The 22,727-nt window shown below is 69.9% G+C and carries 20 protein-coding genes and 1 pseudogene; 7 read left to right on the top strand and 14 right to left on the bottom strand.

Annotated elements, in window-relative coordinates; genetic code table 11:
* The 3 genes and pseudogenes from ABB55_RS29090 to ABB55_RS17545 form a co-directional block, all read right to left on the bottom strand.
* On the bottom strand, window positions 1-402 hold a 402-nt coding region (locus ABB55_RS29090), incomplete at its 3' end, for an IS5 family transposase (protein WP_244472065.1).
* A gap of 70 nt (window positions 403-472) precedes the next feature.
* Window positions 473-592 (bottom strand): annotated as a pseudogene (locus ABB55_RS29085) (NAD-dependent epimerase/dehydratase family protein); the annotation flags it as partial.
* Window positions 593-641: 49 nt separating this feature from the next.
* Window positions 642-1,298, bottom strand: a complete 657-nt coding sequence (locus ABB55_RS17545) for an O-methyltransferase (protein WP_054359955.1) — start codon at window positions 1,296-1,298, stop codon at window positions 642-644.
* 93 nt (window positions 1,299-1,391) lie between these two features.
* Between ABB55_RS17545 and ABB55_RS17540 the strand changes: the two genes are divergently transcribed.
* Window positions 1,392-2,024 (top strand): TetR/AcrR family transcriptional regulator, encoded by a 633-nt coding sequence (locus tag ABB55_RS17540; RefSeq protein WP_054362139.1) that lies wholly within the window; start codon window positions 1,392-1,394, stop codon window positions 2,022-2,024.
* Window positions 2,025-2,183: 159 nt separating this feature from the next.
* Here ABB55_RS17540 and ABB55_RS31300 read toward each other — a convergent pair whose 3' ends face one another.
* The 5 genes from ABB55_RS31300 to ABB55_RS17520 all read right to left on the bottom strand — a co-directional run bounded on the left by ABB55_RS31300 (window position 2,184) and on the right by ABB55_RS17520 (window position 7,728).
* Window positions 2,184-2,480 (bottom strand): integrase core domain-containing protein, encoded by a 297-nt coding sequence (locus tag ABB55_RS31300; RefSeq protein ID WP_083464146.1) that lies wholly within the window; start codon window positions 2,478-2,480, stop codon window positions 2,184-2,186.
* 205 nt (window positions 2,481-2,685) lie between these two features.
* Window positions 2,686-3,702, bottom strand: coding sequence for a Gfo/Idh/MocA family protein (locus tag ABB55_RS17535; RefSeq protein WP_054359954.1), 1,017 nt, complete (start codon window positions 3,700-3,702; stop codon window positions 2,686-2,688).
* 6 nt (window positions 3,703-3,708) lie between these two features.
* Window positions 3,709-4,740, bottom strand: coding sequence for a Gfo/Idh/MocA family protein (locus ABB55_RS17530; protein WP_054359953.1), 1,032 nt, complete (start codon window positions 4,738-4,740; stop codon window positions 3,709-3,711).
* A 16-nt stretch (window positions 4,741-4,756) separates the two neighbouring features.
* Window positions 4,757-6,622: a TRAP transporter large permease gene (locus ABB55_RS17525; protein ID WP_200912038.1), complete on the bottom strand. Its 1,866-nt coding sequence runs from the start codon at window positions 6,620-6,622 to the stop codon at window positions 4,757-4,759.
* Window positions 6,623-6,699: 77 nt separating this feature from the next.
* Complete coding sequence (locus tag ABB55_RS17520) at window positions 6,700-7,728, bottom strand: TRAP transporter substrate-binding protein (protein ID WP_054362137.1); 1,029 nt, start codon at window positions 7,726-7,728, stop codon at window positions 6,700-6,702.
* A 178-nt stretch (window positions 7,729-7,906) separates the two neighbouring features.
* On the opposite strand from ABB55_RS17520, the gene ABB55_RS17515 reads away from it, so the two are divergent.
* Window positions 7,907-8,950: a LacI family DNA-binding transcriptional regulator gene (locus tag ABB55_RS17515; RefSeq protein WP_054359952.1), complete on the top strand. Its 1,044-nt coding sequence runs from the start codon at window positions 7,907-7,909 to the stop codon at window positions 8,948-8,950.
* A gap of 99 nt (window positions 8,951-9,049) precedes the next feature.
* Here ABB55_RS17515 and ABB55_RS17510 read toward each other — a convergent pair whose 3' ends face one another.
* The 5 genes from ABB55_RS17510 to ABB55_RS17490 all read right to left on the bottom strand — a co-directional run bounded on the left by ABB55_RS17510 (window position 9,050) and on the right by ABB55_RS17490 (window position 15,988).
* Entirely contained in the window at window positions 9,050-11,017 is a 1,968-nt protein-coding gene (locus ABB55_RS17510) for a hydantoinase B/oxoprolinase family protein (RefSeq protein ID WP_054359951.1), read from the bottom strand.
* 3 nt (window positions 11,018-11,020) lie between these two features.
* Window positions 11,021-13,063 carry a hydantoinase/oxoprolinase family protein gene (locus tag ABB55_RS17505; RefSeq protein ID WP_054359950.1) on the bottom strand — a complete coding sequence of 681 codons (2,043 nt, stop codon included), beginning with the start codon at window positions 13,061-13,063 and terminating at the stop codon, window positions 11,021-11,023.
* A 4-nt stretch (window positions 13,064-13,067) separates the two neighbouring features.
* Window positions 13,068-13,574, bottom strand: coding sequence for a GNAT family N-acetyltransferase (locus ABB55_RS17500; protein ID WP_054359949.1), 507 nt, complete (start codon window positions 13,572-13,574; stop codon window positions 13,068-13,070).
* Window positions 13,574-14,902: an NAD(P)/FAD-dependent oxidoreductase gene (locus tag ABB55_RS17495; RefSeq protein WP_054359948.1), complete on the bottom strand. Its 1,329-nt coding sequence runs from the start codon at window positions 14,900-14,902 to the stop codon at window positions 13,574-13,576. Before ABB55_RS17495 ends, ABB55_RS17500 begins: the two co-directional genes overlap by 1 nt.
* Window positions 14,903-15,100: 198 nt before the next feature.
* A complete protein-coding gene (locus ABB55_RS17490; protein WP_054359947.1) occupies window positions 15,101-15,988 on the bottom strand; it encodes a GNAT family N-acetyltransferase in 888 nt (295 codons plus the stop codon).
* A 192-nt stretch (window positions 15,989-16,180) separates the two neighbouring features.
* Here ABB55_RS17490 and argE point away from each other — a divergent pair, with 192 nt between their 5' ends.
* The 5 genes from argE (at window position 16,181) to ABB55_RS17465 (ending at window position 21,378) form a co-directional block, all read left to right on the top strand.
* Window positions 16,181-17,305, top strand: coding sequence for an acetylornithine deacetylase (gene argE / locus ABB55_RS17485; RefSeq protein ID WP_054359946.1), 1,125 nt, complete (start codon window positions 16,181-16,183; stop codon window positions 17,303-17,305).
* 49 nt (window positions 17,306-17,354) lie between these two features.
* Window positions 17,355-18,278, top strand: a complete 924-nt coding sequence (locus ABB55_RS17480; protein ID WP_054359945.1) for a 2-hydroxyacid dehydrogenase — start codon at window positions 17,355-17,357, stop codon at window positions 18,276-18,278.
* Between the two features lie 32 nt (window positions 18,279-18,310).
* Window positions 18,311-18,664: a cupin domain-containing protein gene (locus tag ABB55_RS17475; RefSeq protein WP_054359944.1), complete on the top strand. Its 354-nt coding sequence runs from the start codon at window positions 18,311-18,313 to the stop codon at window positions 18,662-18,664.
* Between the two features lie 134 nt (window positions 18,665-18,798).
* A complete protein-coding gene (locus tag ABB55_RS17470; protein ID WP_054359943.1) occupies window positions 18,799-20,262 on the top strand; it encodes an aldehyde dehydrogenase family protein in 1,464 nt (487 codons plus the stop codon).
* 72 nt (window positions 20,263-20,334) lie between these two features.
* Window positions 20,335-21,378 carry a tartrate dehydrogenase gene (locus ABB55_RS17465; protein ID WP_054359942.1) on the top strand — a complete coding sequence of 348 codons (1,044 nt, stop codon included), beginning with the start codon at window positions 20,335-20,337 and terminating at the stop codon, window positions 21,376-21,378.
* Between the two features lie 61 nt (window positions 21,379-21,439).
* Here the strand turns inward: ABB55_RS17465 and ABB55_RS17460 are convergent, their stop codons facing one another.
* Entirely contained in the window at window positions 21,440-22,717 is a 1,278-nt protein-coding gene (locus ABB55_RS17460) for an NAD(P)/FAD-dependent oxidoreductase (protein ID WP_054359941.1), read from the bottom strand.
* Between the last annotated feature and the right edge of the window lie 10 nt (window positions 22,718-22,727).

Below are 22,727 nucleotides of genomic sequence, written 5' to 3'. Positions count from 1 at the left end.
GTCCGCCTCGCGAGCGCCCCATGCATCGGGTGTGAGGCTCGTCCCCAGCGGCGGCTTCCGCGTCGGTGAAGCCCCCTTTTTTACGTTCGCGGCATGTTGATGCACGCGAACGGAGGAGGAGTCGATCATCTGGAGATCGCCATCGTAAGCCGCGGAAACCCTATCGAAAATCCGGTCCCAGACGCCGATCTTCCGCCATCGGACGAAGCGGTTGTAGCAGGTCGTCGCCGGGCCGTAGCGCTCCGGGATGTCGGCCCAGGGGGATCCCGTTCGAAGGCGCCAGTAGATGCCGTTCAAAACCTTCCGATCGTCCGCCCGAGGTACCCCACGCGGCTTGTTCGGAAGCAGAGGGGCGATAATCCCCCACTCGAAATCGGTCAGTTCGTATCGACGCTGGCTCATGGTCGGCTCCTTCAAGGAGCTTGAATCACCGTTCGATCGAAAGGGGAATACCATTTATGAGTTTATGACCTAGTGCGGCGGCCTTGCTCCTGTCCCGGACAAGTCCCGTGACTCGGTGGCCGGCGTTCAAAAGTTCGTCGATGACAGCCGATCCGACCCAGCCGGTCGCCCCGGTTACGAAAATGCGCATGGTTTACCTCCTGATTTTCTTGTTTTGAGACCCACAGCAGGCTCCGCGTTCAGCCGACCCGCATGGACAACTCAACATCGTCGGCGAACGGCACGGACATGTAGCCGCCGCCCGGTCGGCGCACGCGCTCCAGATATTCCGGGCTAAGGTCTGCATTGTCGGCGACGATGAGCGCGCCGGGTCTGAGGTGGTTCTCGACCAGAGCGAGGATATCCGGGTAGAGCGCCTTCGCCCCGTCGAGCAGCAGCAGGTCGACGCTGTCGGGTAGGTTGGCGCTCAACGTCTCCAGGGCGTCGCCCTCGCGAATCTCCACCAGGTCGACCAGGCCGCCTTCCGTCAGGTGCTCGCGCGCCCGCGCCACTTTCGACGGCTCGAATTCGCTGCTGATGAGGCGTCCGCCGCCGTTGTCGCGCAGCGCAGCCGCCAGATGCAAAGTCGAGATGCCGAAGGACGTGCCGTACTCGACGATGCTGCGCGCACCTGCGCTGCGCGCTAGCATGTAGAGGAGCGCGCCAGTCTCCCGCGAAACCGGCAGCCACAGATCCTTCATCAGCCCATAGAGGCGGAGATACTCGGTCTTGCTGCGCATCAGCCGGTCCCGCTCGTCGCGGGAGAGCTCGACCATGGCCGGGCTCGTCGCCGCCTCGGCTTCCGCGAACAGCCGGTCCAGAAGTGGCGCGACGGGCGCAGTGTCCAGGGTGGTCATGAGGCAATCCTTCGAAGTAAGGTGTTGTTCTGTCTCGGGAATCAAAATACGATTGTTTCGTCACATTTCCTATTCGCATTCTCCGGCGCCCGGATGAGCAATCGACCAAACCCACGGATTTCCTCGCGAAAGCAGCCCAAGCAGGCTCGCTCGACCGAGCTTGTCTCGGCGATTCTGGAAGCGGCTGTTCAGGTTCTGGCGGAGGGGGGCGCGCAGCGCTTCACGACGGCACGCGTCGCCGAAAGGGCCGGCGTCAGCGTCGGGTCGCTCTACCAGTATTTCCCGAACAAGGCGGCCATCTTGTTCCGGCTGCAAAGCGACGAATGGCGTCAGACAACGGAGCAATGGGGAGCGATCTTGGGCGACACAGCGCGGCCGCCGCTCGAACGGCTACGAAGCCTTGTCCACGCGTTCGTCCGCTCCGAGATCGAGGAAGCGGCGCTGCGCGGGGCACTCGACGATGCCGCGCCGCTCTATCGCGACTCGGACGAGGCGGAGCAAATTCACGCTGAAGGCGATCGCATCATCGAAAGGTTCATGCGCGACGCGCTCCCGAACATTCCGGATGCAGGCCGGCGACTGGCTGGCGACCTCGTCAGCACGACGGTGATCGCAGTCGGGAAGGACTTCTCGGAAACGCCCAGGACTGACGCCGAGGCCCGTGCCTATGCGGATGCTATGGCCGACATGCTCTGCGCCTATCTCCGTGAACTGGAGCGCAGTTGAGGAATCCGCCGCTTGGTTGCGGGATTGCCGCGCTCCCATGACGCTGCGCGCGGCGCACATATTCGTATTTCTTTACAATAAGATAGAAGCTCCCATCTTCATCCTCACGGGCGCGTCGTTTCAGTTTTTGATGTGACCCTGCCCCCAAATTGCCCCCGCTCATAACCGGACTCTGATCTGGTTCTGGTCTTTCTGGGACCGTGTTGCGAACGCGTTCGGGGTTCGGCCGCCCAGAATAGTGTGCAGCCGGTGGTCATGGTCGTCGAAGCACCAAGCCCTGATGATCCCGCTGGCTGCCGACCGGCCCTGGAAGAGATACTCGTCGCGGCGCTCGTCGCCGAACCGTCCATTGAGGCTCGCGACGAAGGTGTTCTGGATCGGCTTGGCCGGCGCGATAGCGTGCCACGCGACGCGGTGGTCCTGCTGCCAGGCGAGAAATGGCGTAGGACGTCGGATCGGTGCCGGTGTCGCCGAGCACGATCGGCGGGTCGCCCCGCACCTTGATCAGACGGTCGAGCTCACGGGCGACCCGCCTAGCTGTCCGGCAGGCGGGTCGCCGTCGCGGGCAGACGAAACGATCCGATGCGGCGATCCCGTCCCGGGACCGACCTTCGGCCCCGGCCCGGGCCGCCCGCCCCCGGCCGAAGTCTTGCGGTTCCCGTTACGCCGCAGGCTGGCCGATGCGCGCCGCGCGGGCTTCGGCTTCCAGCGACAGGCGCGTGACGCGGAAGACATGGGATTGCGGCATGGCGCTTTCGGAGCGGTCGCGCACGTCGTCGAGGAAATGCCGGAAATAGGTCAGCGGCTCGGCCGAGGCGTCGATATGGCGGGTGCCCTTGCGGTCGGCGACGAAGACATGATCGGCGCCCGGGCGGCCGGCGATGTCGACATATTTGCGCAGTTCGATGGTGCCGTCGGTCCCCAGGATGGTCAGGCGGCCGTCCCCCCAGGCCGGCAGGCCGTCCGGGGTGTACCAGTCGACCCGGATATAGCCGGAGGCGCGATCGCTGCGCAGCAGGATCTCGCCGAAATCCGCAAAGGCCGGGATATCGCGGACGGCATGGTTGGCAACCGCGCTGGCGACGATCACCGCATCGGTCGAACCGGTGAAGAACAGGAACTGGTCGATCTGGTGCGAGGCGATGTCGACCAGGATGCCGCCATAGGCGGCCGGGTCGAAGAACCAGGCGGGGCGGATGGCCCGGTTCAGGCGATGCGGGCCGATCCCGATGGTCTGCACCACGGTGCCGATGCCGCCGTCGGCTACGATCCGGGCCGCCACTTCGGCGGCGCGGACGACGAAGCGCTCGGAGAAGCAGACCGAGAAGATGCGGCCGGTCTCGGCGACGCAGGCCTCGACGGCCGCGAGTTGGGCGGATGTGGTTACCCCCGGCTTGTCGACCATCACGTCCTTGCCGCGCCGCATCGCCTCGATGGCGATCCCGGCCCGGTCGCGCGGGATCGCGGCCGAGCAGACGACCGCGATGGTCGGGTCCTCCAGCAGGCGACGGCGGTCGACCGGCTCGAGATGCGGAAAACGCTCCCGGAATCCGGCCAGGACGCGCGGGTCGGAGGTCGACGGACAGTAGCCCGCGCATTCGGCCCCGGCGGCGGAGAGCTCGGCGACCATATGGTAGATGTGGCGGTGGTCGAGCCCGATGGCGGCGAAGCGGATCATGGCGGCTCAGTCGCTCCGGACGCGAACGCGTTCGCCGGTTCGGCCGGCTTCGATCAGCGCGTCGATCAGCCGATGCACCTTCAGGGCCTCCTCGCCGGTCACCCGGGGCTTGCCGCCGGAGCGGACCGCGGCTGCGAAGTCGGCCATGACGGCGCGGTGATAGTCGTGCGGGAAGGCCATCGGGTCGGCGCCGGTACCGCCCGCGCTGCGGTCGGGCTCGATCTCGGTGCGGCGGCCGTCGTGCCAGGCGATCTGCAGCGCGGTTCCGACCAGGGAGGCGGTCGCGTTGCGGGCGATCAGCTCGATGCGCTCGGGAAAGCCCGGATAGGCCGCCGTCGTGGCGTCGATGGTGCCGATGGCGCCGTTGGCGTAGCGCACCGCCGCCGCCACCATGTCCTCGGTCTCCATGCGATGCACCGGGCTGGTCAGGGCGCTGCCGGCCACTTCGGCGATCGGGCCGGCCAGGCTCAGCATCAGGTCGAGGGTATGGATGCCCTGCGAGATCAGGACGCCGCCGCCGTCGCGGGCGAAACTGCCGCGGCCCGGCTCGTCGTAGTAGCTCTGCGGCCGCCACAGGCGGATCACGGTCGAACATCCGACGATCTCGCCGAGCGCGCCCGTGGCGATCTCACCGGCCAGCGTCATCGCGGCCGGCCGGAACCGGTGCTGCAGCACGATGCCGAGCGTCACGCCGGCGGCGCGGCAGACGGCGACGACGGCCTCGGCGCGCGCGGAGGTGATCTCGATCGGCTTTTCGAGGAGCACATGCTTGCCGGCGTCGGCGCAGCGGCGGACGATATCGAGATGCGTGTTGGCGGGCGTCAGCACGAGGACGGCGTCGACGGTCCGGTCGTCGAGGATCGCGTCCAGGCTGTCGGCGAGCGGAAACGGGAACCGCCCGGCGAAGGCGGCCCGCCGCTCCGCGCTCGGGCTGAAGGCGTGGGCCACCTCGACGGTGTCGGCGAGGTCCATGAGGCCGCGGGCATGGGGGGTGACCGCCATCCCGAGGCCGACGATGCCGATGCGCAGCTTGGTCATGGCAGATGCGTTCCGATCAGGGGCCGAGCCAGCGGACCGGGCCAAGGGTGAGGACCGGCACGTAGGTGACCAGCAGGAGGACGGCGCAGAGCGCGGCGATGAAGGGGAGGACGGCGCGGAAGACCTCGACGACATTGGCGCCGCCGACGCGCGCCGTCGTGAAGACCAGGACGCCCATCGGCGGCGTGAGGGCACCGATGACCAGATTCATGACCAGGACGATGCCGAACTGGACCGGATCGACCCCGGCGGCAACCACCACCGGCACCAGGATCGGCACCAGGATGACCATCGCGGCGATCATCTCCATGAACAGGCCGACCACCAGCAGGAAGAGGTTGATCAGCAGCAGCAGCAGGACGGGGCTCTGGGTATAGGCGCCCAGCGCCGCGGCGATCTTCTGCGGCACCTGCTCGGCCGCGAGCACCCAGGCGAAGGGCGCGGCGGCGGCGATGATCACCACGATGACGACCGTGTCGAAGGTCGATTCGCGGACGGCCTCCAGGAAGCGCCGCGCCGACAGGCTGCGGTAGTAGAAGGCGCCGCACAGGAGCGCGTAGACGAAGGCCACGGCGCCGGCCTCGGTCGCCGTGAAGACGCCGAAGCGGACGCCCCCGACGATGAGCAGCGGCAGCAGCAGGGCCGGGATGGCCTTGACGAGAGCGTCGCCCCGCGTGCCCCAGCTTGCCCGCGCGACATTGCCGCCGAAGCCTTTCACGCGGGAGACCACATAGACCACGACGATCAGCGCCGCGGCGGCCATCAGGCCCGGAATGATGGTGGCGACGAACAGGGCGCCGACCGACACGGAGGCGAGCGCGGCGTAGATGATCAGGCCGAGGCTCGGCGGGATCAGGTTGGCGAGCGTCGAGGAGGCGGAGGTCAGCGCGCAGCCGAAGGCGCGGTGATAGCCGTGCCGCTCCATTTCGGGGACCATCAGCTTGGCGATCGCCGAAGCGTCGGCGGTCGACGATCCGGACACGCCGGCCAGCAGCGTGTTGGTGACCACGTTCGCCTGGCCGAGGCCGCCGCGGAAATGGCCGACCAGGGTGATCGCGAAATCGACCAGACGCGACGTGATGCCGCCCGCATTCATCACGGCCGCCGCCATGATGAAGAACGGGATCGCGAGCAGCGTGAACGAATTCAGCGACGACGCCATGTTCTGCGGCACGATGACCAGCATGATGTCGCCGAGCGGCGCGAAAGCCGCAAAGGCGCCGAAGGCCAGCGCAAAGGCGATCGGAACTTCCAGGAAGACGAGCACGAAGGCCACCGCCATCAGCGCCGTGGCGCTGCCGGCCTCGTGCCAGACCAGCGCCGCCCCATGCCGGACCGCCAGATAGACGGCCGCACCGGCGAGGACGCAGAGCAGTCCGGCGAGGCTCGGCCGGCCGCCCACCGGGCGCACCAGATAGACGAGGTTCAGCACGCCGCCGGCCGCGATCGAGACGAAGAGCCAGGTCAGCGGCCACTGCATCGCCGGCGAAACCTGAATGGCCCGCCCGGCGAAATCCAGGCCCTGCACGACCATCATGACGCTGGTGGCCGCGACCATGGCCTCGACCATATGGGCATGGACCCGGCGCAGGCGCGGCGGGAGATGCCGGCTGATCAGGTCGATGGCGATATGCGAGCGGCGTCCCACGGCGAGCGCCATGCCGAGGAAGACCGCCCAGGTGAACAGCCAGATCGCGACCTCTTCCGGCCACGGCAACGCCGCGGAGAGCACATAGCGGCAGAATACCTGCAGCACGGCGATCCCGGCCGAGCCGAGCATCAGGCCGACGCAGAGGGTCTCGAGAACGCCGTCGAGCAGCCCGAAGCCGCGCCACGCGGCGGGCGGGACGGTCGAATCTTCCGACATCATTTGGGCAACCATGGCACTCGAAATCCGGGGGCGACAGACGGGCGCCGTCGGCCGGATGCACGCTCCGGCCGACGGCGTGCGGGATGCGATCAGGCGAGCTGCCGGATCTTCTCGATCATCGCCTTGGTCTCCGGGCTCTTGGCGCCGAACTGATCGAACAGCGGCGCGGTGAGCTTGGCCCACTGGGCGCGCTCCTCGGGCGAAACCCGGTTGACCGAGCAGCCGAGCTTCTCGAGGTCGGCGAGCGCCTTGTCGGCATTGGCGCGATTGGTCGCGCGCTGCTCGGCGAAGACTTCGCGGGCGGAGCTCCGCACGAGATCCTGCAGGTCGGCCGGCAGGCTATCGAGCCAGCGGGCGTTGACGCGCACCGCCTTGGGCAGGAACCAATGCGCCGTCACGGTGATGTTCTTGGCCTGCTCGAACCACTTGAAGCCGATGATCGAGAAGAAGTCCGAATCGAGCCCGTCGATGACGCCGGTCGACAGCGCCGAATACTGCTCCGAATAGGGCAGCGGAGTCGGGTTGGCGCCCAGCGCCTTCCAGAAATCGACCCAGATGCGCAATTCCGGCACCCGGATCTTGAGGCCCTTCAGCGTCTCCAGCGAGGTGACCGGGCGCTTGGACAGGATGTGGCGGAAGCCGGTCTCCGCATAGGCGACGAATTCGACGCCGGTCTTCTTGCGTGCGATGTCGGAGACTTCCTTGCCGAGCGGCCCCTGCAGGACGCGGTCGACATGGGCCTCGTCCTTGTAGATGAAGCCGGGCGCGCCACCGAAGGCCGCGATCTCCGGGGCGATCGCCTCCTCGCTGTCGGGGCCGGCCGTGGTCACCTGGATGGTTCCGATCCGGCTGCCTTCCAGCGCCTGGGCGAGACCGCCGAGCTGGGCGGCGGGGAAATGCTGGGCGTCGATCCGGCCGCCGCTCTTCTCCTTGAGAATGCCGGTCCACTTCTCGAAAGCCAGCGTGATCGGCGTGCCGATGCCCTCGGTATGGGCGATCCGGCAGATGAACTTCTGCTGCGCCCTGGCAGAGGTGATCACGCCCGGCATCGCCAGGGCCGCAAGCCCGAGGCCGCCGAGGCGCCTGCGCGAAATGGGTGTTCCGAAGCCCGAATCCATGAAATCCTCCCGATTGGTCTTTTTGGACAATGCGAATGCGGTCCGGGTGTCCCGGGCACCGCTGCCGCGTCTGGAGGAAACGGTACGTGCAAACGATTGCGCTGTAAACAGCCCGATGTGCCTGCTAGTTTGTCGCCCGTGAACCATGAGACGCGCAATCGATTGCGCAGGACTGTCGATGAAGCAACCGGTCAAGATGAAGGACCTCGCCGAAGCGCTCGGACTTTCGGTTTCGACCGTCGCCCGCGCGCTGGCGGATTCGCCCAGAATCAGCCGCGAGACCCGGGAGCGGGTCGCCGAAGCGGCCGAACGCCACGGCTATGTCGTCGATCGCGCCGCCCAGGCCATGCGGACGGGCACCAGCGCGATGGTCGGGCTGCTGGTCCCCGACATCCAGAACGATCTCTATTCGACCGCCGCCAAGGCCATCGCCCGGTGCTGCCGGGAGCGCGGCGTGCAGCTGGTGCTGGCCGTCACGGACGACGACGCGGCGCTCGAACTGCACCACCTGCGCAACCTGCGCTCCGCCCGGGCGATCGGCGTGATCATGATCCCAAGCATCGCGCCGCGGCCCGAGACGCTGAAGCTCATGCGGTCGATGGATCACATCCAGTTCGTACGGCATTGCCCCGCGGTCGAATCCGACTGGTTCGGGATCGAGGATGTCGAGGCGATGCGGCTGGCGGCGAGCCACCTGATCGCCCGCGGGCACCGCCGGATCGCCTATATCGGCTCGACGGTGGCGATCTCGACCGGCGAGTTGCGGCTCGCCGGGTTCCGCAGGACCCTGCAGGAGGCCGGCATCGCGGTCGACGAGGACCTGATCCATGCCGGAAGCTGCGACAGCGAATTCGGCCGCGCCGCCATGGACCGGCTCCTTGGCGGCGCCCGCCCGCCGACCGCCGTGGTGACCGCCGGCGCCCGCATCAGCATCGGCGCCTATGACAGCGTGCGCCGGCACGGGGTGTCGGTTCCCCGTGACCTGTCCTTCGTCGGCTTCGGTGATTCGCCGACCCTGCGCTGGTGCGGCGACGGCATCACCACGATCGCGTTGCCGGTCGAGGAACTGGCGACGGCCTCGACGGACTTCCTGTTCCGGATGGCCACGCGCGAGGGGCAGGTCCGCGAGACCCGCTGCAAATTCATGCTCCGCCCGACCCTGATCGAACGCGGATCGACAGCGGCGCCGAGCCTTGCGCCGACGGCCGAAATGGCCGGGTGAAGCGGCTTCGGACAACCCGGCATGCACGGCTCAGGCTGCCGATGCTGCGCCGCATCCGATCGTGATCCCGGCCGCGGACCGTCGGAACGGACGCGCGGCTTACCAGCGGAATTGCGCGTTGAGGCTGGCGAAGATCGCCGCCATCTCGTCGGCGACCGATGCGGCCCGGTCCGTCCCGGCGTCGACCCGGTCGAACACGCGCTGCTTCAGGAAGTAGCGCCAGTCGACCGGTGCGGCGGCAAGGAAATCGGTCAGGAGGGCGAAACGCTCCTCGGTCCAGACCGCCTCGAAGGCGTCGCGCTCGGCGCCGAAGGCGAAATCCCGCGCCGGCCGGACCGGGCGGCCGGCGCGAAGGGCCAGCGTGGCGGCGTCGTCGACGGCGCCGTCGCGCAGTACGACGCCGTAGTCGCGCCGCGCGCTTTCGGCCGAGACCGCGCCGCGCCGGACATCGGCCAGCACCCTTTCGGCCGGCCGTTCGAACGGATCGCCCCAGCCGCCGGCGCCCGGGCCGACCACGCGGACCACGTCGCCCGGACCGCAGCGCACGACATCGGTGTTGCCGAGTTCGACCGCATCGGGCCGGCCGGGGTTGCGCACGAAATGCGAGACGCAGCCGGCCTCGCCGCCGGCCACGCCCCAGCCGGCCAGGATCGAGCGGTTGCGGTTGCGCGCCGTCACGACCGTATCCGGCGCGGCGATCTCGAATTCCATCACCGCCGACAGCCCGCCGCGATGGCGGCCGGGCGCGCCGGTATCCGGCTCCAGCCCGTAGCGCAGGAAGCGGATCGGGACTTCGGCCTCGGAGATCTCGATCGGGGTGTTGCGCAGGAAGCCGGTCGCCCCGCCGGCTCCGTCGCCGCCGTCGCCGAAGGGCGTGCCACCGCCGCCGCCGCCGACCGGACCGATCGAGGCCATCACGGGCCGCCCGTTCCGGCCCGCCGTCTTGATGTTCATGATCGCATTGCCGCCCGGCGAGGCGGCCGGGATCAGGTCCGGCAGCGCCTTGGCGAAGGCGCCGACGGTGACGATCTGGGTCATCGCGCAGGTCAGCGAGCGCATGCCGACCGCCGCCGGCCGGGTGCAGTTGACGACCGAGCCCTCCGGCAGCACGGCGCGCGCCGGTCTGAGCGTGCCGGCATTGAGCAGCAGGCTGTTGTCGAGGGTGAACAGCACGTAGGTCAGCCCGACCATGACCAGCGGATGGCGCTCGCGCCCGCCCGTCGGCATGTTGAGCGAGGAGGCGAGCTGCGGGTCGCTGCCGGTATAGTCGAGCTCGACCTCGTCGCCGCGGATCCGGAGCGTCAGCGCGATCCGGCTCGGCCGGCCGCCGGGCGCGTCCTCGTCGGCGAAGTCGGCGAAGAAATAGTCGCCGTCCGGGATGGTCGAAAGGATGCGCCGCGCCTGCGCCTCGGCATAGTCGAGGATCGCCTCGACGCCCTCCAGGAAATCGGCGAAGCCGAAGCGGCGGATGATCTCGCCGATCTTGCGTTCGCCGATCGCCAGCGACGCGATCTGGGCCTGCAGGTCGCCGAGATTCTGCTCGGGCATGCGCACATTGGTCCGGATCATCTCGGCCACGAAGGGATCGAGCCGGCCGGCCGAGACCAGCTTGACCGGCGGGATGCGCAGCCCCTCCTGCTCGATCTCGGTCAGCGCGCGCGACAGCGAGGCCGGCACGGCGCCGCCGACATCGGTGTTGTGGATATGGCCGACGACGAAGCAGGCGATCTCGCCCTCGTGGAAGACCGGCTTCCAGACATGCAGGTCCGGCGTGTGGGTCGCAACGAAGCCGCTATAGGGATCGTTGGTCAGCCCGATATCGCCCTCTTCGTAGTGGTCGAACATGGCGATCAGGGGCTGATAGTCGATGCCGCTGTACCAGGGCGCGCCGAAATGGCGCGGATTGGCGAAGGCCAGCCCGTCGCGGGTGACGATCTGGCAGGAGAAGTCCTCGGTCTCCTTGACGAAGGCCGAATGCGCCGTGCGCATCAGCGTGAACGCCATGGCGTCGGCGGCGGCCTCGCAGAAATTGGCCAGGATCTTCAGGTTGCGGCGATCGAACGCCATGACTCAGCCCTCCGACCGGGTGATGAGGAGATTGCCGAGGCCATCGACCGCGACCTGGAAGCCGGGCGGCACCACCGTGGTGGTGTCGTCCTGATCGATCACCGCCGGACCGGCGAAGCGGTGGCCGGCCTGGAGGGCCGCACGGTCGTAGAGCGCGGTCGGGGTCGCCCGGCCGTCGAAAAAGGCCGTCACGGTCGCCCGCGGAACGGCTGGGCCGTCGGCCGCAGAGAGACGCGCCAGACGCGGCTTCGGCGTGCGGCCGACGATGACCAAGCGCAGATTGACGATCTGAACGGACGCGGACGGGTCGGCATGGCCGTAGACGCGGGCATGCTCGGCATGGAAGGCGTCGCGCAAAGCGCCGTCGTCGCCGGCGGCGAGCCAGGCCGGATCGAGGCGCGTCTCGATCTCGTAGGACTGGCCGGCATAGCGCATGTCGGCCGAAAGCCCGATCTCGCCCGGCCCACTGAAGCCCTGCCGGGCGAGCCAGTCGCGTGCCTCCGCGGTCAGCGCGCGCATGTCGCGGTCCAGTGCGGCGACGGTGGCGGCGTCGGCCTCGCGATAGACCGTGCGGATGAAGTCGTTCTTCACGTCCGCGATCAGCCCGCCGAGCGCGGAGACGACACCGGGCGAGGGCGGCACCACGACGCCCTTCATGTCCAGTTCGCGCGCCAGGAAGCAGGCGAGCATCGGGCCGGCGCCGCCGAAGGCGAACAGATGGAATTCGCGCGGATCGATGGCGAAGCGCGAGACGAGGCCGCTCACCTCCGCGAACATGCCCGAGACGGAGACTTCGACGATCCGTCCGGCCACCGCCTCGATGGAGAGATCGAGGGCGGCGGCGAGCGGCGCGATCGCCTGCCGGGCGGCCTCATGGTCGACCGAGACGGCGCCGAAGCCGAGCGCGCGGTGGCCGATCAGGTTGGCGGCCGCCATGGCGTCCGAGATGGTCGGCCGCGTGCCGCCGCGGCCGTAGCAGGCCGGTCCCGGCGTCGACCCGGCGCTGTCGGGTCCGACCTGGAGCACGCCGAAATCGTCGACCCGGGCGATCGAACCGCCGCCCTGGCCGACGGAAGAGACCGAGACCGACGGGATGTGGACCTGGAAGTCGCCGACCCTCTCGCCGACGCCATATTGCGCCTCGCCGTCGAGGATCACCGCCACGTCGGCGCTGGTGCCGCCGATATCGAGGCTCAGCACCCGGTCGAAGCCGCTCTCGCGGGCGAGCCAGCCGGCTCCGATCACGCCTGAGGCGGTGCCGGACAGGACCATCTGGACGCATTCGGCCCGGGCCTGGTCGAGGCCCATCACGCCGCCGTTGGACTTGGTGATCAGGATCGGCCCGGCCACGCCGGCGCCGCGCAGGGTCGCCTCGAAGCGGTCGAGATAGTGGGCGACGCGCGGGCGGACATAGCCGCTGATCGCCGCCGTCACGGTGCGCTCGTATTCGCGGATGATCGGCCAGGTCTCCGCCGAGCCGATCACCGGCAGGTCGGGGGCAAGGCCGGCGATCAGGGCCGCGACGGCGCGCTCGTTGGCCGGGTTGCGATAGGCGTTCAGGAAGGCGAGCACGATGGCCTCGGCGCCGGCCGCAAGGGCGGCCGCGACCGCGGCGGCGACATCGGCGGCTTCCGGCGCCTGCAGGACCTCGCCGGTCGCCAGCGTGCGCTCGCCGATGCCGAAGACCCGGTCGCGCGGGATCAAGGGCGTGGGTCGGACCGAATAGAGATTGTGGATCTGCGGGATCTTCAGCCGGCCGATCTCGAGCACGTCCTCGAAGCCGCGCGTGGTGAAGAGCGCCAGGCGGGCGCCGTTGCGCTGGATGACGGTGTTGATGCCGACCGTGGTGCCGTGGGTGAAGCGCTCGACGGCCTGCGGATCGATGCCGTCTCGCTCCCCCAGGCGGGCGAGGGCCGCGATCAGTTCCTCGCCCGGCCGGTCAGGGCGGGAGAACACCTTGAGGCTGGCGAGCCGGCCGTCGGCATCGTCCAGCACCGCGAAATCCGTGAAGGAGCCGCCGACATCCACCCCGATCCTGCAGGCCATGCGGTCAATCCTTTTCGGGTGGCGCGGCGTCGCGCGGCCGGGTCCAGGTCATGAAGCGTTCGGGATCGGGCGGCCGGCGATAGCCGGCGCGCTCGTAGACCGCATGGGCGTCGGCGGTGGCCAGCGTCCAGGTGCCGACGGTGGCGAGATCCGGATGGTTGCGGATTTCGGCGGCAAGCCAGCTGGCGAGGCCGCGGCCGCGATGCGCCGGCTGGGTGAAGACATCGCGCAGATAGGCGAAGACCGCATAGTCGGTCAGCACCCGCGCGAAGGCCGCCATGGTGCCGTCCGGGGCATAAATGCCGATCAGCAGCGAATGGGCGAGGCCGCGCTCGAGCTGCGCGCGCGGCATGCCGCGGGCCCAATAGGACTGGTTGGCGAGGAAGTCGTGGACGGCATCAACGTCGATCCGCGCCGGATCGGTGGAGAGGCGGTAGCCGTCGCCGCGCTCCACCTCGAAGAGGCGCGGGAAGACATCACCCGGTCCCGCCGCCGGCCTGCCATCGGTCATCAGATCATCCCCGGTTGGCCGAAATCGGTGCCGTCGACCATACGCTCGTAGCGGAACGGCTGCGGGTCGACGACCGGCCGCGCGCCGGTGACGAGGTCGGCCATCAGCAGGCCGGCGCCGGGGCCGATGCCGAAGCCATGGGCGCTGAAGCCGGAGCAGACATAGAGGCCCGGCTGGCGGCCGATCGGAGACACGACCGGGATCGCATCCGGCGTCATGTCGACCATGCCGCCCCAGGCGAAGGCCGGCTTCAGACCGGCAAGCGCCGGGTAGAGCCGGCCGATCCGCTCCAGGCCGCGCGCGACCAGATGGGCGTCGGGCGCGGGATCGAGCACGCGGTTGCGCTCGAAGGGCGAGACCGTGTCGGCCGTCCAGCGGGCGAAGGATTCCGGTCCGTCGAGAAACTGTCGGCTGATGCCGTAGGTCAGGTTCCGGCGCCGCGCCAGGAAGGTACGCCAGAAGGCGCGCGCCTGCAGCAGGCCCCAGGGCGAGGCCTGCCACTGGCCCTGCCCGTTCAGCCCGACCGTATAGCCGCCGTCGAGCCGGCGCCGCAGCGAGACATTCTCCATCGACAGCCCGCCCTCGATCACCGCCGCGGCGGGCATGGTCGCGAAGCTGGTCGACTTGACGGAGGCCTGCAGGAACTTGATCCCGTGATGGCGCAGGAACATGCCGGTCCAGACGCCGCCGGCCACGACCAGCGCCGCGCAGGCGATCCGCCCGCGCTCCGTGACGACCGCCGACACCCGCCCGCCGGTGGTCTCGAAGCCGCGCGCGGCGCAATTCTGGACGATGACGGCGCCGAGGCGCTGGGCGGCGCGGGCCATGGCCGGCACCGCCAGCCCCGGCTCGGCATGACCGTCGGTCGGCGAATGGACGCCGCCGATCCAGCGGCCGGCATTGCCGGGCAGTCGCTCGGAAACCTCGTCGGCGGTCAGCATGCGGGTGTCGACGCCGTGATCCCGCGCCGCCCGGCCCCAGGCTTCCCAGGTGGCGATGTCGCTCGCGCTGGTGGTGGCGTAGACGAGACCCTTCTCGCGGAAGCCGGTCTCCTCGCCGGTCAGGGCGTTCATCTCGCGCCACAGCTTGAGGCCGACCTGGGCGAGCGGCAACTCCCGCAGATCGCGGTTCTGCTGCCGGCACCAGCCCCAGTTCCGGCTCGACTGCTCGCCGGAGACCACGCCCTTCTCGACGACCGTCACCTGAACGCCGCGCCGGGCCAGTTCGAAGGCCGTCGCGATGCCGCCGATACCGCCGCCGAGCACGACGACCTCGGAACGGGCGGGCAGGCGCTCGGCGCTGGCGACGGGGGTGACCGGGGGAGACATGCCGAAACCTCCTGCCTCGCATCGCTCGCGGGCGGCACCCGGAGGATCGACGGGTCCGGCGGATGCCGGACGGAGCGAGGTTAGGGCTGTGAACGCGGTGCCGCGTGCCGAAGGCGTGGAGGCGACAGCGGATTGTTGCGATTTGCCGTCCCCGGCCGGCCGGATTTGCTGCGGGCCGCGGGTCGTCCCCGCTCGCCCTCAGCCGAGGGCCTGGCTCGCCAGGGCGTAGCGGCGCGGTCCGTCCGGCCGGACACCGCGATAGGGTTCGCGGCCGATCCCCATCGAGGTGACGATGTCGTGGTCGGCCAGGCCGCAGCGCATCAGGAAGGCGAAGAAGTCGCCCTCGGCCTCGGGCGTGTCGCAGCGCAGGAACTGGCCCACATGGGCGGCGGCATGCGGCGCCGCGACCGCGATCGCGTCGGCATCGCCGGCTGCCACGACGGGTCCGATCACATGGCCGCGCCCGAAGCGCCGGCACAGCGCAAAGGCCGCCGGCTGGCCGTCGCGGATGAGCATCGTGCCTTCGGCCTCGTCGAGCAGGCGCGCCAGCATCGGCGCGCGATCCATGCCGGTCGCCGACCGGTCGAGGGCGACAACCGCGCCCAGATCGTCCGGGCCGATCGGCCGGATCGTGGCGCCGTCCGGGGTCGGCAGATCGGGCGGCGCGAGGGCTTCGCCCTGGCATTGGTGGATCGGGCGTTCGTGGACGAAGTCGAGCGATCGGTAGAGGCGGCGAGCCACGCGGGTTGCGGTCAGCGCCAGACGACGGCCCTCGTTGCGCCGCATCGCCTCGCTCATCAGCCACCGCCCGGCGCCCAGCTCCTGCAGCCGCGGCGAGGTGATCATCATGCCGATCATGGTCGCGTCCGGGCCGTAGTGCATCCACATCACCGAACCGACCACCCGGCCGATCTCGTCGACGGCGGCCAGGCCCTGGCCGAGATCGCGCAGCATCTGCCAGTCGCTTGCACGGTGCGGCCAGCCGACTCCGATCGACAGCGCGTGCAGCGCCTCGAGGTCGACCGCCGCGATGTCGGTCAGCGTCAGTTCGAATGCGTCGAGGGTGAAGGTGACGTTCGGTTCCACCCGGCGGCCTCCGTTGCCGCGCGCCTCCCAGCGAGGACACGGCGCCATGGAAAGTGGTACCGCAAGCCGACGACAGAATGCACCGTCTTTGCCCGGCATTTCGGCATCGTGCACCGGATCCGGGCCGGCAAACGGCGTGCGAAAGGTTGCGCCACGCATAGACTGGCGGCGCGCAACGAGGCGGGAGCGGGTATGACGGTCGAAGACATCCTGGCGCGGCTGATCGCGGTTCCGTCCGTGGTCGGCCGGCCCAACGCCGCCGTCGTCGATCTCGTCGCCGACCTCCTGGACGGAACCGGCGCGCGCGTCACCGTGCTGCCCGGTCCCGAGGGCGACCGCGCCAACCTGTTCGCCACGCTCGGCCCCGCCGACCGGCCCGGCCTGATCCTGTCCGGCCATACCGACGTGGTCCCGGCCGGGGAGCCGGACTGGCGATCCGATCCGTTCCGCCTGACCGCGGAGGGCGACCGCCTGGTCGGCCGCGGCACCAGCGACATGAAGGGCTTCCTGGCTGCGGCGATCGCGGCGATGCGCGGCCTCGCCGGTCGCGACCTGCAACGGCCGATCCATCTCGCCTTCTCGTATGACGAGGAGGCGGGCTGCCGCGGCGTGCCGCACATGATCGCGCGGCTGCCGGACCTGTGCGCCACGCCGGCGGCGGCCGTGATCGGCGAGCCGAGCGGTCTGGTGCCGATCCTCGGCCACAAGGGCAAGGCGGCGGCACGCATCACGATCCACGGCCGGTCCGGCCATTCCTCGCGGCCGGACCTCGCGCTCAATGCCGTCCATGCCATGACGGAGGTGCTGGCGTTCGCGCTGGCGTCGGAGGCGGTCTGCAAGGTCGGTCCGCTCGACACCGATTTCGCCCCGCCCTGGTCGACGGTCCAGATCGGCATCGTCGCAGGTGGCGAGGCGCTCAACGTCATCCCGGCCACCTGCCGGGCGGAACTCGAGGCGCGCGCCGTGCCGGGCGTCTTGCCGGCGGCCCTGCTCGAGCCGGTGCGGGCCGCACTGGCCGGGCTGGAGGCGCGCGGCTTCACCACCGCGTGGGACTGGATCGCCGACTATCCAGGCCTCGCCCTGCCGCGCGACGCGGACATCGCCCGGCGTCTCGCCGCGCTGACCGGACAGACACCGATCGCGGCCGTCAGCTACGGCACCGAGGCAGGTCTGTTCCAGGCGGCCGGCATCGACGCGATCGTCTGCGGCCCCGGCGACATCGCGCGCGCCCACAAGGCGAACGAATATATCGAGCGCGCCGAACTCGAAGCCGCCCGGGCCCTGATCGAGCGGCTGTGCCTGGATTTCGCCGCCTGACCGTCTCCCCCGTCCATCCCGTCGCGACGCCGTCCGCGGAGGCCCCGCCATGACCTTCCTGTTCAATTCCGACGCGGTGCGGGCGCGCATCTTCGCCGCCCGCTTCGCCGAGGCGCTGCCCGGCCTGCGCTTCGCCGTGCCGGACGACGCCGTCCCGCCCGAGGAGGTCCGCTACCTGATCACCTGGACGCTGCCGCCGGACCTGCCGCGCTATGTCAATCTGGAGATCCTGTTCTCGATCGGGGCCGGCGTCGACCAGTTCAACGTCGACGACGTGCCGGCCCATGTGCGCGTGGTGCGCATGGTCGAGGACGGCATCGTCCGCATGATGCAGGAATATGCCAGCCTGGGCGTGCTCGCCCTGCATCGCGACCTCGCCGGCTATCTCGGCCAGCAGCGCGATGCGGTCTGGCGCCACCGTGCCGTGCGGCCGGCGTCCGAGCGGCGCGTCTCGGTGCTCGGTCTCGGCCTGCTCGGCCGCGCGGTGCTCGACAGGCTGAAGCCGTTCGGCTTCCCGCTCGCCGGATGGAGCCGGTCCGCCCAGACGATCGAGGGCGTCGCCTGCCACGCCGGCCCCGAGGGGCTCGCCCGGATGCTGCCGGAGACCGACATCCTGGTCTGCCTGCTGCCGCTGACCGCCGAGACGACCGGCATCCTCGACGCGAAGCTCTTCGCCGCGCTCGCCCCCGGCGCCGGCCTGGTCCATGCCGGCCGCGGCCCGCAGCTCGACCAGACCGCGCTGATCGAGGCGCTCGACCGCGATCACCTGTCGGGCGCGGTCATCGACGTGACCGATCCGGAGCCGCTGCCGGCCGATCATCCGCTCTGGCGCCACCCAAAGGTGATCCTGACCCCGCATGTCGCCAGCTTCACGCAGCCGGACGGTGCCGCCCGGGCTGTGATCGAGAATATCCGCCGCCACGAAGCGGGTCTGGACCCCATCGGCCTCGTCGACCGCCGCCGCGGTTACTGATAGGAAGCCCTTCCCGACACTCGGAGATTTCCATGTCCCTGCTGAAGCCGATCACGCCCAATCCGACCTTCGAACCGGTCGCCTCCAAGGCCCAGCCCGAACGCCTCGTCGCCGGCGATCCGGCCTTCCTGACCTGGCAGCAGGACGAGGCGCGCGACGGTCAGGTGCGCACCGGCGTCTGGGAGGCGAGCCCGGGCGAGTATCGTTCGATCAAGGGCGAGAATTTCGAGTTCTGCCACATCCTGTCCGGCCTGGTGGAGATCGCCGAGGACGGCGGCGAGACCCGCACCTTCCGGGCCGGCGACAGCTTCGTTCTGAAGCCCGGCTTCGTCGGCACCTGGAAGACGATCGAGACCGTGCGCAAGATCTGGGTCGTGGTCGGCTGAGGCCTGCCTCGGAACAATGCGCTGCGCCGGGCCCCGAAAAAGGATCGGGGCGCCGGCAACGCCTGACGCCTCGGCGGAAACTGCCGCGGCGGGCCGGTCATGGTGGGGCCTCCCTCCCGATCCGGAAACCGCCCGTGACGCTCAGCTTCGATCCCGACCTGATCGCCTGTCGGCCCGCCCATTTCATCGGCGGCGAGCGGATCGCCGCCACCGACGGCCTCGACCTGAAACGCCCGTCCGACGCCGTATCCTTCGCGGCCTGTCCGATCGCCGGTCCGGATTTGGTCGACCGCGCCGTCGCGGCGGCCCAGTCCGCCCTGGCGGCCAGCGGCTGGGGCCGGGCGCGGCCGCGCGAGCGGACCAACGCGCTGCATCGCTGGGCCGACCTGATCGAGCGCCACGCCGTCGAACTGGCCCGGCTCGAAGCGGTCGCTTCGACGCGCCCGATCGCCGAGCTGATGGCCGGCGACATTCCGATCTCGGCCGAGCAGATCCGCTTCTTCGCGGAATTCGCCGACAAGGAGGGCGGCGATCTGGTGCCGACCGGCGACGACAGCCTCGGCCTGATCGCCAGCGAGCCCTATGGCGTCGTCGGCGCCATCACGCCCTGGAACTTCCCGCTCTCCATGGCCGCCTGGAAGCTCGGCCCGGCGCTCGCCGCCGGCAATGCGGTCGTGCTGAAGCCCTCCGAGATGACCCCCTTCGCCACCGTCCGCATGGCCGAACTGTCGGTCGAGGCGGGCCTTCCGGCCGGTCTGATCAATGTCGTGCTCGGCGACGGACCGGTCACCGGCACCGCCATCACCGGCCATCCGGGCATCGCCAAGGTCAGCTTCACCGGCTCGACCGGCGCCGGGTCGGCGATCATGGCCAATGTGGCGCGGACCGGCGTGAAGCCGATGACGCTGGAACTCGGCGGCAAGAGCCCGCAGGTCGTGTTCGCCGATGCCGATCTCGACAGGACGATCGCCGCCATCGCGCGCAGCATCCTGGCCAATGCCGGTCAGGCCTGCGTCGCCGGCACCCGGCTGATCGTCGAGGCGAGCGTCGCCGAGGCGGTTGCGGACGGGATCGCGGCGGCCATGCGGTCCGTCCGGCCGGGACCGACCTGGGACGCGGCGAGCGGCTACAGCCCGATCATCTCGGAACGCCAGATCGCCCGCATCGGTAGCCTCGTCGATGCCACGGTGGCGCGCGGCGCGACCTGCCGGACCGGCGGCGCCCGCATGGACCGGCCGGGCTATTTCTTTGCGCCGACCCTGATCGAGGGCGTCGATGCCGGCTCGCCGGCGGTGACGGAGGAGATCTTCGGCCCGGTCCTGACCGTGGAGCCCTTCCGCGACGAGGAGGAGGCCTATGCGATGGCCGATCACCCGACCTATGGTCTGGCCGCCGGGGTCTTCACGCGCGATCTGGCACGCGCCGTGCGGGCGAGCCGCCGGCTGCAGGCCGGCACGGTCTGGGTCAACCGATACGGCCGCTCGCGCGACCACATCCTGCCGACCGGCGGGTTCAAGAGTTCCGGGATCGGCAAGGATCTCGGCCGCGACGCCTACCGGGCCAACCGGCGGGAAAAGAGCGTGCTGATCGGGCTATAGGACCGGGCCGAACCGGCCGCGATCGCGCGGGCGGGCGGACGGTCCATCATCGAGGCAGGGAGGAAGGCGACCATGAAGAGCTATCGCATTGCGCTCGTTCCGGGCGACGGCATCGGCCGCGATGTCACCGACGCGGCCTGGCAGGTGCTGGAACGGGCCGCGCGCGGTGCCGGATTCGGACTGGAGGGGACCGCCTTTCCGTGGTCCTGCGCCCACTACAAGGAGACGGGCGCGATGATGCCGGACGACGGCATCGCCACGCTGCGCGGCTTCGATTCGATCCTGCTCGGCGCCGTCGGCTGGCCCGCCCAGGTGCCCGACAACGTCTCCCTGCACGGCCTCCTGCTGCCGATCCGCAAGGCCTTCGTGCAATATGCCAATGTCCGGCCGCACCGCCTGCTGCCGGGCGTGGTCGGCCCGCTGCGCAAGACCGAGTTCGACATTCTGTGCATCCGCGAGAATACCGAAGGCGAATATGCCGGCGCCGGCGGCCGGGTACATCGCGGCGGGCCGGACGAGGTCGCGGTCGAGACCTCGGTCTTCACCCGCAAGGGCGTCGAGCGCATCCTGCGCTTCGGCTTCGAGCAGGCGCGCCGCCGCACCGGCCGGCTCGCCTCCGTGACCAAGTCCAACGCGCAGAAATACTCGATGGTGTTCTGGGACGAGATCACCGAGGCGCTGGCGCCCGAATATCCCGATGTGACGGTGACCAGCTACCATATCGACGCCATGGCGGCGCGCATGGTGATGGCGCCCGAAAGCCTCGACGTGGTGGTCGCCTCCAACCTGTTCGGCGACATCCTGACCGATCTCGGCGCGGCCATCCAGGGCGGCCTCGGCTATGCGGCCTCCGCCAATCTGGTGCCGGACCTGAGCGCCCCGTCGATGTTCGAGCCGGTGCACGGCTCGGCGCCCGACATCGCCCATCTCGGCATCGCCAACCCGATCGCGGCGATCTGGTCCGGCGCCATGATGCTGGAGCATCTCGGCGAGCAGGCGGCCGCGGACGCGATCATGGCGGCCATCTCGGCGACCACGGCACGCGGCATCGGCACCGTCCAGGGCCGCGAGAAGACCGGCGAGATCACCGCCGCGGTGCTGGCCGCGCTCGGCTGATCCGGTCGGTTGAGCCGACAAGATGCAAGGGCAGGCCTGCGGCGCGCCCTCGCATCGGACGTCACTGGAAGCGGTCGAGGGTCTTGTACCAGAGGCCGACCAGCGGCAGGAACCAGGGCTGGCCGAGATGGCCCGGAATGGCCGGCCAGTCGAGCCCGGCGAGCGGGTTGGTATCGGGCCGGCCCAGGATGGCGTCGGCGATGCGGATGCCCATCTCGGTCGACATCTGCGCGCCGTGGCCCGAATAGCCCATGGCGTACCAGACGCCGTCGGCGCGGCCCGCGCGGGGAAAGCGATCCTGCGTCATGTCGACCAGGCCGCCCCAGCAATAGTCGAGCTCGACATGGGCCAGTTGCGGGAAGATCGTCGCCAGGCTCGCCTTCAGGACCGCGCCGCTCTTGGCGTCGGAGCGCTGATCGGAAAAGGCCGTGAAGCGGGCGCGGCCGCCCCAGATCAGCCGGTTGTCGGGCGCCAGGCGGAAATAGTTGCCGACATTCATCGAGTTGACGCAGGTCCGGTTGCCCGGCAGCACCGCCGCGACTTCCGCTGCCGTGAGCGGCCGCGTCGCCACGATGAAGCTGCCGACATTGACCAGCCGGCGCTTGAACCAGCCGAACGGCCCGGACGTGTAGGCGCCGGTCGCCACGAACACGTCGCGCGCGGTGAGCGTGCCGCGCGGGGTGGTCAGCTCGGTCATCCCGTCGACGGTCCGGCGTGCCGTCACCGGCGCCTGCTCGAACAGGACCGCGCCGCGCCGCCGGGCGGCTTCGGCGAGGCCGACGGCGTAGCGGCCCATATGCATCATGCCGCTCTTCTTCGACAGCATGGCGCCGTGGAAGGCGTCGGTGCCGACCTCATGGGCGAGATCGGCCTTGGACAGGAACGCGGTGTCGGGGTCGACCTCGCGGTGGATGACCTCGAAATTGGCCCGGAGCCCGGCGACATGCTTCGGCTTGGAGGCGAGCTTCAGCTTGCCGGCGCGGCGGAAGGCGCAGTCGATGCCTTCCTCGGCCACGATCGCCTCGATCCGGTCGACCGAGGCGTCGAAGGCGCGGTAGAGGGCATGCGCGCGCTCGGCGCCGAGATGCGCCTTGGCGGCGACGTAGCTGTGCGCGATGCCGTTGTTGAGATGGCCGCCATTGCGCCCGGAGGCGCCGGAGCCGACCGTATTCGCCTCCAGGAGCGCCACGCGGGCGCCGCCCATCGCGAGCTGACGGGCGGCGGCGAGGCCCGTGAAGCCCCCGCCCACCACGGCCACGTCGTAGCGGCCTTCGACCGGACCGTCGGCCCCGCCGGTGAAGGCCGGGGCTGTGTCATGCCAGTAGGAGAGGAGCTTCATCGGGCGGATC

It is taken from the genome of Prosthecodimorpha hirschii (assembly GCF_001305515.1).
GTDB classification, from domain to species: Bacteria; Pseudomonadota; Alphaproteobacteria; order Rhizobiales; family Ancalomicrobiaceae; genus Prosthecodimorpha; species Prosthecodimorpha hirschii.
The sequence above is the reverse complement of the archived record's forward strand: the minus strand, read 5'-3'. Positions and strand labels throughout refer to the sequence as shown.